Here is a 13,990-nt window from a genome sequence, read left to right as displayed (position 1 = left end):
GGGCGAGCGCACGCCGTCGTTCTTGACGCAGGGGGCGAGGCGCGAGCGCCGGACGGTATTTTCGCCCGCAGGGCCTCACCTCGCTCCGTGGCAAGAGCGGCTGGCTAAGGAAACCATGGGCACGCATCTCGGGCAAACCATTGCGATCTCTGACGTCGCTCGGGCGTGCCGACTGTCGATGAGCTATTTCGTCCGGGCATTCAGCAACACGGTCGGTGTCGCGCCGTACAGCTGGTTTATCGGACAGAGGATTATTCTCGCCAAAGACCTTCTGGCACAGTCGCATGTCCCGTTGGTCGAGATCGCTCTCGAATGCGGCTTTGTTGATCAAAGCCATTTTACCAACACCTTTGTCCGGCGAGTTGGCACAACGCCGCTTCAGTGGCGACGAGCGGCATGGGGCGATCGATCATTGCCAAGACGCCCTCGTTCGAAATAGCACTGGCCGGCAAGAGTTCGCTTAATGGGTGGAAGACGCTTCAGTTCACCATTCTGCCGACCTCTGGATTGGGATACTGTGGACCCACAAGTCTGCATCGATCGTCACTTTGCGAACGTAGACATGTCCAATCAGACGCCCATTGAAAGGGGAAGGTATGAGTTTTCTGAATGATTTGTTGGAGAATGGGGGCAATTTCATTGCTGAACGCAAGGAAGGTAGCGCCATTCTGCGGCCCGTCAGCAACCGAGATGCTGATCTCGAATCCTTCCAGACAGTTGTGCGCCGGGTTCGTGAGAATGAGGGCGACGGGTATGCGATCTTCAAGGATCATGTCTCATCCGAGCGTGGCGGTAATCTGGTCGATCTGCTTATTCTGACCGTCGACAACCTCTAGGCCACGCTCGCCGTCGCGTGCGTCGATCAGGCGCCAAACCAAGCCAGGGTTCGCAAAGCGAAGCTATGGTCAGGTTAGCCCTAGTCTAGCCGAAATCGAAGGGACACATGATCGTGCCGGCACATGCCCGAGCTTGACCCGCTCTGGGTCGCTCCCAAGGAAGGCCATGACTGGCGGGACGACACAGTCCTGCTGGCGACGGCTTGGCTTGAGTCTCTCGCCAGCAAGCGAGATTGGGGGCGAAGGCTCGACCAGGTTCGCAGTGATTTCCTCAACGCGAAATCGCACTGGCTGCGAGGAGAGATAGTTCCCCTGTATGACGCTAGCGATCTGATCGCCTGGTATATCTTCCAAGCCAAAGCCTATGCGCAGGATCGCATGAACTGGGTGCCCGAGGAGGCGGTACGAATCGTTCCGACCTTGACGCGGATCGGGCAGGAGCTGGAGCGATTGCTGGCGATTCCAGGTGCGGAGACGCGCGCAGCGCGCCTTATGAATGCAGAACGGCGGCAGCCTGATAGTGGTCTGTTCGAACTTCTGGTTGCTCTCGCATATCGCCGGAAGGGATGGGAGAGCGTAAGCTTCGTCCCCGAAACACCCGGTGCAGGTCGGACGCCGGATCTGCTGGTATCGTCGGGCCGAAGGCGTTGGGCGGTCGAATGCAAGCGAATGGGGCGTTCCACCTATCATATCAGCGAAAAGCGGCGGGGTGATGCACTCGCCCGCCGTGTGCATGAGATCAGCTTGGACGCAGGCCGGTCGATAGAGATGCATGTCGCATTTAGAGCGGAGCTGAACGTCGTTCCCGACAACTATCTAGCTGACCGTGCGGAGGCGTTTCTGAAGGACGGCACGCCAATCTGGGACGATGCAATGGGCAAAGGGATGATCTTCGACATCGATTGGCGGCTGGCCCGCAGAGTGCTTGCGGAAGACGACGTCTATTATGGCTCAAGCCGGATGATCGAACTGTTGGTTGGTCATTACGACCATGGAGCCGATCACAGCATGACCGCCAAATGGCGGCCTTCGCGCAAGCGACCATTCTGGGCCGAAACAGTCTACCAGGCGAGCGTGGTGAGCTGGCGAAGCCAGTCGCGCGTTGCTGTACGGAGAAAGGCTCGCCATTTCCGGTCGATCATCGCTGATGCCAACGGCCAACTCCCCGCTGATCGCCCAGGCGTTATTCATGTCGGATCGGAATCTTGGGCGGGCGATATTGAGGATGGGGTCCGCCATATGCAGAACATCACTGCGACGCGGGAATTCGACCCAGGCGAGAGCAGGTTGCGCTGGGTCTATGGCAATTATTTCGCGCCCGAAGTTACGACGCGCGAGGATGAGTCCTGGGCGATCGAGGAAACGATGGCACCGTATCGGATCGGTCGCCATTCTACCGGCGAACCATTGCCCGGACATTTGCTGATATCCCCGGACGACAAGAACCGAGCGGGAGTCCACTGGGACAAGGGGGAGCGATGATCCTCCTTACACCTTCAAGAAAAGCGCTGCCAAAGAAGAGCTCTTGTGCAGAGCGGCTCTAAATCAGGCCGGAGTTGGCCCGCCAATCGCCCACTGGGGCAGTTTTCCAAGATCATGCAGTTCAGCGCGGAGGGGCCCATCCAGCACCTCGGGGAAAAGACGTTTTGCTGCGACCCAAACAGGGTGCCTGGGTTCAATTTGCGCATGGCTCGCCTTGGCCTGTTCAAACGTGGCCCGCAGCGAATCCCGATCGAGGCGATCATGGGCGGCCGTGTTCGACAGCATCGTCTCCGCAAGCACCGCATAACAGCCAAATCGTGCGGAGCCGATCTTGCTGTTCAGCATATTGATCAGGGCACCCTCCCCCTGAATGCGCGTTATATGCAGACGATCGCGGCCAAGGCGGGCGCTGTTTGCTATGGAGAAGAGGATCGCAGCGATTTCGAGAAAGTGATGCTCGCCATTTTCCAGCTTCTCCTCACGATAGTGGCGCTTCCATTCCGATAACTCCGGCACGAATGCCCGGATCGAATCCCATGCTGGGCCGAAGCAGGTCTCGTTGAACGGATAGCGAACCTTGTGAGGATCGGCTTGTTTGAAGGGCTCCCACCATTTGGCGCGGCCATTGGTACAATATTCGAGCAAGCGCCCGGTCCGACGGTCCTCAAGGAATACGGATCGCTCGGAGCGGGTGTCGAGATCATCGAGCGCAACCAGACGCGGCTTCAAGTAGCCGCCACGTTCGGTTTCCAGGTAGCAATTCAGAATAAGCGTGTTCCGCGCGATCGAGGCAGCGAGCGCGTCAGCGTCGAACACAAAGGCATTGCCTCGCTGCATGGTGATGACATCGCGAAAGCCCTGTGGAAGGTCGGCTCCAGCGCCTGAGGCCAAGTCACGGAAAATCCAGATGAGAGAGACACCCTCGCGGTCATAGTGCAAATGACGGGCGGCGATCTCCGGCGCGAAAGGCTTCGACAACTGGATTTCAAGGGCGAATGCGCCAAGCGCGCCCATCTCCAGAAAAACGTCGGGCCATCGTCCACGCTCGGCAATCGAAGGGCGGAGATAAGTGTCGATAGCAGAGTGGCTACACCGCGGATCGACCTTGGCGACCTGCTCCACGGTTTGACACAGCCACCGATGAAGAGCCGATTCCTGGTGCCCGTTATACTGGGCAGCGCGCGCGTCGTCTGGCTTCAGGTTTTCGCCGTCATACCAGGGGCAATCCAGCGGACTTCCCGAAAAATGGGCGTAGACAGGGTAGGTTCCGGCTGCAGTTAATTGAGCTCGGATGAAGATTCCGCCTTCGCAAAGACGGCATCGTGCCAGCGGGCTGGTCGGGTCGGCCCTCCTTCGGAGATTGATTTCCGTGCGGATGTGCTCCCAACGCGCCTGCTCCATCGCCATAAGGTCAGCAATTGAAATGGCGCCCCGAGGAAGTTCGAAGTCCGCAATTTCGATCGTGCGTTGCACCCGCCCTTGGACCATGGCCGCCAGTGTTAGACAGGCTGCTGCTGTGGAATTGCGAGACGCTGACGGACCTGATCGTAGATTTCCACAATGCCCGGCATCGCCAAGGTTACGGCAAGGCCAAACGGTACGGGTTCGTCGATCGGCGTCCCTGGATCGGGATCGCGCTGAACGACCAGATCAATCGTCATATTTGCCGTTACCGCCGGTGCCTTGTCACCCGTCCAGCAACGCATGAACACGGTCCCGCGATTGGTCTGGTTCGTATCAGGTTGATGTTTAGACGGGGTTACGCTCAGTGCGCCGAGATTGTCAGGCTCCAACAGCTTCAACCGCACAGAACGATAACTTTTGCGTCCGGGCGCGACTGGGGTGAACCAGGCCAGGGTCGCGGCAACGTGATGTGGGCGAGGCTGCCCGCCGATCGCTACGGGAACAGGCACGCTGATCGTCGCTATCCGGTCCGGTTGCAGCGCGCCCACCGCCCAGAACGTCGCGCGATCGGCAGCACAGGCGACGGCATCCTCGGCGTCGACATAGCCATAGCCGAGAAAGCGCCGGATATTGTCCTTGATATGGGTATGATGGCCGCCCACTGGGCCTATTGTCCCTTTGATGAGTTCCGCTGCATCCTCGGGCCAGCGGGCGGGATGCACGAGCAACGCCTTCAGGATCACGGCGCGTTGCAGATGGGTCAGCGCCATGAAATTGGGATATGCCGCTTCGAGGGCATCATGAATTCGATGGCAGGTCCGGGAGGCAAGCGCCGTCGCGGCGCTGGTGCCGTTGGTATAGCTTTCAGCGTTCTCGATCCCGCGTGCTGGCGGCGCGGCGACCTTGAGGCCGGCGGCTCTGCCGGGACCGGCCGGCGTGACGAACAAATGGTCGTCGGTTCGCACGAACCGGAGATGCTCGCGAGCGCCGGGCATGAGGATGTCGGGTTTGACCGATTTGGCGAAGCCAGGGCCGAGCGTACTCGACGGATTGGGGCTACGGAAATCCGGATAGGGATCGACGTTACCACGTGCGAGGTGTCGATCGACAGGGGCGACGGCGTCGTCGTTGGAGGCTCCCACCGTAATGCCGTTGATTGTTTCGGATGGAGAAAAAAGCCGACGATCCGCCATCGAGTTGCCGATGGCGTGAAGGGTCGCAGTCGACCGATCCGCGCCAGTGGCGTCCTCGAATGCGGTGTGGGTCGGGAAGGTCGGTAGTCCGATAGCGTCCGTGTTGTTGCCTGCGCTGACCAGGAAAAGAATACCGTATCGATAGGCAAGGCGATCCAGGAGCCGTGCCCAGGGCGATAGCGTCCCGTGAAAGGGCCGCCGAGCGTTCCCGAGTGAGAGATTGACGATGAGGACGCCCGGCGCCGTGGCATCGACGCCCTCGCGCATCGCTCTGACCGCCAGATAGATGATGTCCACGACCAATCGGCGCGGCGGAAATTGATCGCCTGCGCCTAACACGGGAACGACATGCACCTGCCGCGGAAGGGTCGGCGCTGGGTTGTTCCGGTCACCATGAATGGCGAGCGAGACCATCGCCGTTCCATGCACGCGCTGGTTAACCGGCGCGTCCGGTTCGAGGCCAAATTGGTCATCGAGGATGACATGACGTGCGAGCAAGGGGTGTGCAGCGACGGGCACCCCATCCAGCATCGCCAGGATCGGTTCGCGCAACGGTGTTATCGTGTCGGCCACGCCGCCGCCTTCCGCCTCGGCGATTTCAATCGACGAAGCGACGCTTTGCGGTCGGATATGCATAACCGGATCAAGACCCGCGATACCGCCGGGTGCCCGTTCGATGATCTCGCGCACCGCCCTCACCGGGAGATCCACGAGCAGAGCATGATAGGCGATGTCAGGTAATCTTGCCCTGCTGATGATGGCACCGTCCCGAGCGATCACGGCTGCCCGCACTTCCTCCTCATTTTCACGGGCGACATTGTCGTTGGCCCGGAAAATGATCTCAATCTCCAGCGGAATGCGGTCCGCGTCTGCGCGACCGAAGATTTCCTCGGCCAGGACGCCGCTATCCTCAGGTGCGACACGATCGGTCGGTCCCCAAGGCCGCAGATCCCGCAACAGAGCGAACACGCCTTGCCACGGCGTCTCGCCCCGATTGAGCGTTCCGGCCAACCAACGGCGCCAGAGCGACTCCAACTCGCGGAGCGCCCGCGCATCAGGCACCATGAGATAGGCCACGGGCGCCTTGTCCTCGGCGCTGGCGCTCAGTTCTTCTTCATCGACAAGCTCTATGCCCGGAATACGCTGTATCGCGGCCGCGAAGTTCGCAATGGAGCCCCGGACCTCAAAGACGAGCAAGCGTTCCGGCGCAAGCGCCGTGGGATCGGCGCGCAATTCAAGCCCTGTGGGATCGCGGGCGAGCACTTGAGCCAGCCGATCAAACTTAGGCGTGAACGCGCCCGTCTGACGCGCGACCGAAAAGGCTTCAGGCGGGCGGGGGAACCTTGCCACGCCTGCGGGGCGCTGTCGTTGCGGTTGGGGCGTCAACCTCAGAAGAGGTTTTGTCGGATCGCTCGGCATTCAGGAAATCAGGGCGAACGCGTGAGGCCCAGAGTTCAAGTTCCTTTGCCAACGCCTCGTCAATTCCAACCTCCCCAAGCCCCAATATATGTCGGCGTCTTATGCTCTGACAAAAGTCCAGTGCTTCGGCATAACTTACTGCGCCAAGTTTTGCAGCGATCTTCTGCACCGAAAGACGAGGCAATTCCGGCCAGCCCGATATGATGCGGTCCAGGAAGACCTCAACCAGCTTTTTGTCTGGCGCTGGAAACCCAAGGCGCAACTGGAACCGACGCCAGACGGCGCGATCGAGCAGTTCGGCGTGATTGGTGGCGGCAATGACGATGACATAGCTGGGGAGCTGATCGAGCTGCATCAGCAGGAACGATACGACCCGCTTAATCTCACCGGTTTCGTGGGTGTCTCCACGCTCCTTGCCGATCGCATCGAACTCGTCAAAGAAGAGAACACTGGGTTGGGTACGAACGAAGTCGAACAGCTTGCGAAGCCGAGCATTGGTTTCGCCGAGATAGCTCCCAATCAGGGCGTCGTAGCGAACAACGAAAAGCGGCAGGCCGAGCCCTTCGGCCACTGCTTCGGCGAAGGATGTCTTGCCATTGCCGGGAGGCCCGGAAAGCAGGACGCGATGGCGTGGCTCATAACCATGCGCGCGCAGGACGTCCGCGCGCACATGCTCCTCGATGAGTTGCCGGCCGTTCTCCCGAGCCGGGAGAGGCAAAAGCAGGTCATCGAACTGGACGCGCGCCTCGACCTCAATGATCGCATCTCGACCGGCTCCGACAAGCGGGGCTGACGTTGTCAAAGGGGGCGGTGTGATAGGAACCGTCGATAGAGCGCGCTCGATTCGGTCAGCCAGAATGTGATGCTTTTTCGCGCGTTCATCAGCGGCGATAGCTTGCGCGGCCGAACGCAACGACTCCCGATCGCCGGCAGCGCCAGCGCGGACGAGTGAGATAAGATGATCGCTACGCGCCATTGAAGTCCGTCAATTCACACCGAAATCCTAGTCGCCATAAATGGCGCCAGCTGAGCCTAGCGAATTTGGTAACTCGTGTAATGGGGTAAATCGCTCTTTTGCGTCCGTCCGAATCGAAAATGGGCCAGGGTGAATCTACTCGGCCGATTAGAGGCGAACTATCCGCCCAGGCTATGCCCCGCGGCCGACAGAGTGCCAGGTTGATAAAGTTGCAAATCGAACCACAACCTCGCCAAGGCATCGTCAATCCCGGTGCTGGCGCCGAAGTCGCCGCCGCGCATGGGCGGTAGCTGTTGGGCACTGTTGCGGGCGAGCAAAAATTTAGCCTTGGCTGCACCTTACAACGATATGGCCTGCCAGTCTCCGCCGGCCTGTCGTGATGCCGGTGAACGTGGTCCTCGGGCGGGGCAGGGCAACTTCGCACGGATCCGCCAGGGCCGGGCTCGCCGACGCCGCCAGAATTTCAGCAGCCGATCTGATCACAATGCTGCGCGCAGCTCAGCGAGACGCGCCGTGCAGTCCTCGTGGACGACGCGACCGAGCTCGTCCACGCGTTCGGATAGCCAGATCAGTTCTTCCTCGGTGATCCGATAGTGCCTTGAGAAGCGCGCCTTGACATAGGCGTCCTTGAGTTTTGCGAAACGCGCTCTGGCTCGGGCATTGTCTCGGGGCCAGGCCTCGAAAAGATGATTGGATTGCCGCTCCGCTTGCGTGCGCAGGAACGCTAGATTGTGGACATGCGGCGTGTAGAAGGTCGTGACGAGAAGGACGCAATGATAGAGCCGTTCACATGCCTGGTGCAGCGTGAATGCGGCATCTCGGTATTCTTTCTGAGACATGTAGAAGTGAAAGCCCTTTTGAGCGCTCAGGGCTGAGGAAAACCATTCCTCAAAATACTCGGATGCCGCCTCGTACGCCTGATCCGGGGTTTTCGGCTTCGGTTGGTGCAGCTCGCTGTCCTCAGCCTGATAAAGCGCGATTCCATCGCGCGCGACATCTATGAAGAAGGAGCGACCATGGGCGAGGCCGTCATTCACCTCCTGAAGGCAGTGAACAATGAAGTTTACGGGCGTCTTTAGATTTTGGATGATTGCTCGTTCGCGGTTCAGACGCTCGTCCGCCTTCTCCCAATAGGCCACCCGATCCGTCAGTTCCTTTTGGTTGACGATGACGAGCAGGTCGAAGTCAGATTGATATCCCTTCGCCGTATGAGGTTCATCGACCCATCCGCCTCGCGCATATGATCCATATAGAACGACCTTTAGAATGCGACCAAGCTTACGCTGGCCGTTCGGTTCGCCGTGTGCGTCTTCGAATTCCTCGAACAGGATGTGTACGACACGATCAAGTTCGCGCCGTTTCGCCGGGGGGAGATGATCGAGTTCTGTTCGCATGGCTATCCTGGTTCTCGTTCTTCGCAATTATCCCTGAATGTATCGTCGGGCATCTTTCAACAAAAGGAACATATGGTTGGGATCCGAGAGACCCGGCATGAAATCGAAATGCTGGTAGAATTGGCGTGCAGCGTCGTCCTTGGCATGTGCTGCGATTGCACGAATTCCAGCGATATCGGCTGCCTGCAAAGTCCGCATGAGTGCATCTTTCAGAAGACCGGAGCCGAGCCGTTTCCCTTGATGGCCAGTCGAAACGCCGAGCCGCGCAAGGATCATCAACGGAACGGGGTGCCGCGCCATTCCCTTCGTCAGGCGATCGGGCGCATCATTATGATCGACATGCCCCACAACCAGCGTGTGGAAACCCACGATCTCGTCTCCGGTCAGGGCAACGTAGGATTGAGATGCCCCGCCTTGTTGCGCCTGCCAGGCGTAGCGCGACAGGAACCGGTTTAGCTCCTCACGACCGCAATCGAAAGCATCGATAGCATGATCGCGGCGGAGCTTTTCAATGCGAAACTGGGTCGTCATCGATGCGCTTAACCTGGGTCCTGCTCGAACACACTCGGTTTTGTAAGCAGTTCGGCCAGCCTTGGCGTGTGGCGAGGGGGCGCATCGAGTGCCGCAAGGAATGCCGCCCACTGGTCCGCGTCCAGATTGAACTCCCGGCGATCGGGGAGCGTCTCTTCAGCGCGCGCCAATGCACTCTCCAGCACGAATTCGCTGACCGAGCGATGCGCAGCGAGCGCAGCCTGCTGAAGCGTCCGCTTTGCAGTGGGCGACAGGCGTAGATCGAGTTTCTCAGTTCGGGCGGTAGCAGAAGCCATGACACACCTCCTTTCGATCCACCCCTCATATCCGATATGCCTGACAATGTCATGACATAATTTGCGTTTCCATCACATCTTGCCGACGGGGTCTTAATGTTGATTGGAGCCCCCCTCGGCCGCATGGCGTGACCCAATGGCCGAAATTCTGGGTCGGAGGGGAAGGGAGCGGTTGTGGCTGAAGGAGGTTGGCTATGCGCCACGAATATTTCCCGTCGCTTCCAGATCGGCGATTCCAAAAGTGTGCGGATTTTGCTACAACCGTCACGCACAGGAACGCGGATCAAATGTCGCCAGATTCTACCACCAATACGGATGAACCGGTCGTGCCGGCTGAGGAGTGGGTTCGGCCTCGGACTGCGGACTATCTGTGGCATCCATGGTATGCGAAGCTTTGGTGGGCTGCGATCCCGACCTACTGGTTGGGCATGGCGGCATCGTCCTTTGTTCCGGTGCTGGCGGATTTCTATGCGAGCGCGCTTGCGGGTTTCCTCAACGTCCTGTTCTACCCCATCACCGCGCTCATCGTGCTGGGTGTCGGATTTGCACGGGCTTGGCTCGCTCGCATCGAATGGGGTGGAGAAGGCCGCGCTGTGATGCACGAAGAGCTTTTCCCCCGCTCGCTCTATGATCCCTATACCGACCCAGGAAATCCTCTGTCGGGCGCGATATATAGAAATGCCCACAGCGAAGACACGATGCGTCATCGCTAGCGCTTCTTGAAGCTGGAATCGCCGTCAGCCGGACCATTCCCGAGATCGTTCGAGAAGCGCCCGCTGTTTATTACAGACGATTGCTCAACCGAAGTCAGTGGCCCGGTAATATCCCATATACCGCGGCCTGAATCGGCCTCCCCGAGATAGCGATTGCGAAGGCCATCGCTGCCAAGAATCTGCCGGCCAAGCTCTTCGGTGAAAGCCTTTTCGGGTGTAGGAGATCGAGAGGCAACTCTTTCCGCGGCAGCAATAGTTTCGCGGACATCGTAGTTGACGGCATCCAAGCGGGCATGGGCTGTCTCGCTCGTCACTCCGACATCGCGACTAGTGAAACCAATCTCGCCACCTACACGCCCGCCGGAAACGCCAGCGCTACGACCAGCCCCGGCTTTTCCACCACCGCCCTCACGGGGCGTCGCTCTCGTGGACTCGACCGTTCCCCCGATCCGTCCGCCGACCTCCGTACCCATCGTTGTCTGATCCTGCGCGTCGCGGCTGATCGACCGCTCCCAACCCGTCTGTGTCATGATTGCCTGGACATCGCGTTGCAAGGTGTCCGCGACCTGAGGCTTGAGCCTCCAGTTGCCCGAGCGATCCATCTCGAATCCGCCTTTCAGCCAGTTCTCCATGGTGGCGTGGCCTTCTGCTCCACCGCCAAGGAAATGCTCAATCGTGTCGGGTCCGGCCTGCTTGCCGGCTTCGAACCGGGTGCTGGTGTCGCTGCGTGCCGACTGCAGGAAGCCGGCGCTGCTGGAAACGAGAAGGTCGTTCTCGGCGAAGCTAAAGCGGGCATGGCCGCCTTGGGCAAGCGCACCAAACTGGCTGTCGTTGATGAGACCGGCGCGGAGCAATTGGCCTGCCTGATCGGCGTTCAGGTTCATCGCCAGGTCGCCATTCTGCGCCATCGCCAACTCGCGCTTCGACATGGTGACGCCATGGCTGCGCAGCAGACCCTGCATGCGGCTGAGTCTCTCATTTTCGACGATGCGCGTCATTCGCTCGTTGCCCGCGCGATCGGCAATACCTGCAGCACCGCCTTCCGCCATGTCGACCTGGTTGCCGGCCGTGCGACTGAGCGCCTGGATGAAGCTGTCGAGCCGCGCAGCATCGCGCGTTGAGACGCCGGCCGCTGCGGCACCTTCCGCAAACCCGAAATTGTCGGACTGCCGGCGCTGCTCCCCGATCCGCGCAGCCGACCGCGTGCCGCCGGTGCCCACCTCGCGCTGGGCGTCGAGTTTGCCCGAGCGCTCGGCGAAATCATATCCTGCCGCTTCGCGGGTCCGCCCATAGACACTTGTGCCTTCGCGACCGGCCTCGGCCGTCGCACCATCGGCGGTGCCGACCTGGGTCGCGGCATTATAGGTTTCGAGAGCGTGAAGCACCTGCGCCTCGTTGCGCCCAGTGGCGCGGGAGAGTTGGGAGATTGCGGAACTGCGGGCTTCACCGGATAGCGCGTTGACGAAGCCGATGCGGCGTGCGGTCTCCTGGGGAGGAAGGCCGAGCATCTGCGCGGCGTCGCGCTGGCCCTGGTTGGTGCCGGTGCGCAGCGCCTGCTCGGTCGCGACGTTGCCGCGCTCGATCCCGGCGACACTATCCCCGGCAAAATCCCGCCGGCCTTCCATCGCGCCAACTTGAATCTGGGCCGATGTCAGGTCGTTGGCAATCATCTGCTCCTGGTCATAGGCATTGGCGATCAGCTTGGCGAAGGTCGGGTCGGACTGGGCTTCACCGATCACGCCCGAGGCTTTCAGTTCGGCGTCCTTCGCCGAATAGCCGCCGCGCTCGAAATGCCGCGTCGCGCCTTGCATCATCATCCCGTAGGCACGCTGGTCGCCGAACGCGCGCCATTGGACCAGATTCTGCGCAAATGCGCCGAACGCCTTCTCACCGGCCTCGCCCTGGCCGAAATAAGTGTTGCCAAGTCGCCGGAGCGCGTCCTTCTCCGCGAACTGGTGGATCGCGCTGGTTGCGGCATTGGCCTGGACCGCCCGCGCTACCTGTGGGTCGCCCAGGTCGCGGCCGTTCAACGCGGGCGCCAGGCTGCCCATCTGCCGAGCTCCCTCGATGCCGCCGAGCGCGAACGCCGTGCCTCCGGCCGTGCCGGGCCGCTCCCCGAGGATTCGGTTGGCTTCGCCGAAGGCGCGATTGGTGCCGAAGGTCGAACGCTCGCCGAAATCCCCAAAGCTCGTAGCCGCGCCAGCCCGGGCGCGGGTGCCAGAGGCCGACGCCTGGCTTTCAAGCGCCGACGCATAGCCCTCGGTGGTGGCCATGGGAGCCGCGGCGGCGGTGCCCTGGCCGGCGACACCAAGCGCGCCGCTGGTGAAGGACGTGAACACATTGCCAGAGAAGCGGAACACGGTGAACACGAACGCGCCGGCGAGGCCCGCTGCCGCCGTGCGGAAACTGCCGAAGATCGCCAAGGCCTTCATCGAAGCTGAAGGCGCCAGCAGCCAGGCATTGGCGCCGAGCGCGTTCGAGCGCATCTCCTCGAGCACGTCGGCGGCGCGGCCGAGGGTCAGCTGATAAATCCCGGCATCGATCACGCCCCAAAGCGCGACGAACACGAACAGGCCGAGCGCGAAACTGGCGACACGCAAGTTGATCGGCGTCAGGATGAACAGCAACGCGACGGGGATCATGAACAGCATGATCCCGAACACGGTCGCGCGGATCGTCGGCATCCATTCGTTCGCGACTGACATGGTCGCCAGCCCGTTCGACACCACTGCGCGGTTCGCCATCACGCGTGCCGCAGTTGCGGGCGAATCCTCGAACAATACGTCGCCGACGGTGTTGCCGAGCAGGATATGGGTCATCAGCGCCTGCGTGGTGAGCGCGCGGCCGAGCATCATCTGCCCCATTTCGCCTAGTTGCTCACGGCATCGCGCGAGCTGTTGGGCGTTGCCGGTATCGAACCCGGTCCGCGCGCACACCTGGCGGCTATAGCCCTCAAACAGGGTCGGGTCGGACAATCGATCCGAGATGTGAGCCCAGGCCTCGGTGCAACTCACCGTCGTGCCGCCCTTGTCTGCAGCCGTATAGACGGTAGAGAAGGTCGACGGGCCTGCCATTGCGGCGAAGGCAGAAGGCAGGTCCGTCGCCGTCCTGAACAACTGGTCGTCATCCACGCCATAGGCTGCCGAAACGCGCGCGACCGGATAGCATTGGCGGACATAGTCCTTGATCGTCGCGTCGAGGAAGGTGTCGGTCATGGGACCGCGTGGGCTGACGGCGTTGAGGAAAAGATCGAACGAATGGCCGCCGGCGCCGAACTCGATCTTGGCATCCGGATCGAGCGTGTTGTCGTCGATCGTCTCGACCAGAGCACGCTCGATCATGTTGGTGGCACCCGCGACCAGCACCAGGAGGACCGGGACGTTGCCGACTGGCTGATAGGCGTTGCGGACCCGGTCATAGACATGGACCGTCCCGGTAGTGGCGATGAGCCCGACGAACAGCCCGACTCCGATGAGGATCTGGAACCCGAACGCCACCAGTCCCATGCCGGAACCGCGCACGCTGGCGAGTAGCGCGCCCAGGCCGATGCCGACAGTCGCGACGATCAGCACCAATGTCTCGTAACGCGGGTCGGCGAAGATCATCGAGACCAGGCGGAACGCATCGACGGTCTCGGCAAAGCCGTCATAGGTGTGGAAGCTGGTATCGACCGCCAGGGCCGGGGTCGCGGCAAGCAGCGCGGGCAGGGAGGCGAGAGCCTTGGTGAGGCGGCGCACGGCGATCTC

11 protein-coding genes are annotated in these 13,990 nt (G+C 61.0%); 4 read left to right on the top strand and 7 right to left on the bottom strand.

The annotated features are described in order from the left end of the window. The 3 genes from EBBID32_RS23695 to EBBID32_RS15325 form a co-directional block, all read left to right on the top strand. Nucleotides 1–439, top strand: a 439-nt coding sequence (locus tag EBBID32_RS23695; protein WP_231382217.1) for a helix-turn-helix transcriptional regulator, incomplete at its 5' end; no start/stop codon positions are given. Between the two features lie 157 nt (nucleotides 440–596). Next, on the top strand, nucleotides 597–836 hold the full coding sequence (locus tag EBBID32_RS15330; protein WP_006960016.1) for a hypothetical protein: 240 nt from the start codon (nucleotides 597–599) through the stop codon (nucleotides 834–836). A gap of 123 nt (nucleotides 837–959) precedes the next feature. Then, a complete protein-coding gene (locus EBBID32_RS15325; RefSeq protein WP_006960015.1) occupies nucleotides 960–2,318 on the top strand; it encodes a hypothetical protein in 1,359 nt (452 codons plus the stop codon). 63 nt (nucleotides 2,319–2,381) lie between these two features. Here the strand turns inward: EBBID32_RS15325 and EBBID32_RS15320 are convergent, their stop codons facing one another. The 6 genes from EBBID32_RS15320 to EBBID32_RS15295 form a co-directional block, all read right to left on the bottom strand. Next, nucleotides 2,382–3,791 (bottom strand): hypothetical protein, encoded by a 1,410-nt coding sequence (locus EBBID32_RS15320; RefSeq protein WP_231382216.1) that lies wholly within the window; start codon nucleotides 3,789–3,791, stop codon nucleotides 2,382–2,384. Nucleotides 3,792–3,817: 26 nt separating this feature from the next. Beyond that, entirely contained in the window at nucleotides 3,818–6,265 is a 2,448-nt protein-coding gene (locus EBBID32_RS15315; protein ID WP_231382215.1) for a S8 family peptidase, read from the bottom strand. After that, nucleotides 6,240–7,310 carry an AAA family ATPase gene (locus EBBID32_RS15310; protein WP_037491039.1) on the bottom strand — a complete coding sequence of 357 codons (1,071 nt, stop codon included), beginning with the start codon at nucleotides 7,308–7,310 and terminating at the stop codon, nucleotides 6,240–6,242. Before EBBID32_RS15310 ends, EBBID32_RS15315 begins: the two co-directional genes overlap by 26 nt. Before the next feature lie 479 nt (nucleotides 7,311–7,789). Continuing rightward, nucleotides 7,790–8,704, bottom strand: a complete 915-nt coding sequence (locus EBBID32_RS15305; RefSeq protein WP_006960009.1) for a nucleotidyltransferase domain-containing protein — start codon at nucleotides 8,702–8,704, stop codon at nucleotides 7,790–7,792. Between the two features lie 27 nt (nucleotides 8,705–8,731). After that, nucleotides 8,732–9,235, bottom strand: coding sequence for a GNAT family N-acetyltransferase (locus EBBID32_RS15300; protein WP_006960008.1), 504 nt, complete (start codon nucleotides 9,233–9,235; stop codon nucleotides 8,732–8,734). An 8-nt stretch (nucleotides 9,236–9,243) separates the two neighbouring features. Next, nucleotides 9,244–9,531 carry a type II toxin-antitoxin system TacA family antitoxin gene (locus EBBID32_RS15295; protein ID WP_006960007.1) on the bottom strand — a complete coding sequence of 96 codons (288 nt, stop codon included), beginning with the start codon at nucleotides 9,529–9,531 and terminating at the stop codon, nucleotides 9,244–9,246. 194 nt (nucleotides 9,532–9,725) lie between these two features. Here EBBID32_RS15295 and EBBID32_RS15290 point away from each other — a divergent pair, with 194 nt between their 5' ends. After that, on the top strand, nucleotides 9,726–10,244 hold the full coding sequence (locus tag EBBID32_RS15290; protein WP_231382214.1) for a hypothetical protein: 519 nt from the start codon (nucleotides 9,726–9,728) through the stop codon (nucleotides 10,242–10,244). Here the strand turns inward: EBBID32_RS15290 and EBBID32_RS15285 are convergent. Next, nucleotides 10,241–13,981: a conjugal transfer protein TraG N-terminal domain-containing protein gene (locus EBBID32_RS15285; protein ID WP_006960003.1), complete on the bottom strand. Its 3,741-nt coding sequence runs from the start codon at nucleotides 13,979–13,981 to the stop codon at nucleotides 10,241–10,243. The genes EBBID32_RS15290 and EBBID32_RS15285 overlap by 4 nt on opposite strands. Nucleotides 13,982–13,990: the final 9 nt, after the last annotated feature.

It is taken from the genome of Sphingobium indicum BiD32, from assembly GCF_000382885.1.
GTDB classification, from domain to species: domain Bacteria; phylum Pseudomonadota; class Alphaproteobacteria; order Sphingomonadales; family Sphingomonadaceae; genus Sphingobium; species Sphingobium japonicum_C.
This window is presented reverse-complemented; position numbering and strand designations above follow the sequence as displayed.

Coding starts and splice junctions, on each gene's coding strand:
- EBBID32_RS15310 (WP_037491039.1), bottom strand. CDS start 7,310: ATGGCGCGTAGCGATCATCTTATCTCACTCGTCCGCGCTGGCGCTGCC.
- EBBID32_RS15295 (WP_006960007.1), bottom strand. CDS start 9,531: ATGGCTTCTGCTACCGCCCGAACTGAGAAACTCGATCTACGCCTGTCG.
- EBBID32_RS15290 (WP_231382214.1), top strand. CDS start 9,726: ATGCGCCACGAATATTTCCCGTCGCTTCCAGATCGGCGATTCCAAAAG.
- EBBID32_RS15300 (WP_006960008.1), bottom strand. CDS start 9,235: ATGACGACCCAGTTTCGCATTGAAAAGCTCCGCCGCGATCATGCTATC.
- EBBID32_RS15305 (WP_006960009.1), bottom strand. CDS start 8,704: ATGCGAACAGAACTCGATCATCTCCCCCCGGCGAAACGGCGCGAACTT.
- EBBID32_RS15325 (WP_006960015.1), top strand. CDS start 960: ATGCCCGAGCTTGACCCGCTCTGGGTCGCTCCCAAGGAAGGCCATGAC.
- EBBID32_RS15330 (WP_006960016.1), top strand. CDS start 597: ATGAGTTTTCTGAATGATTTGTTGGAGAATGGGGGCAATTTCATTGCT.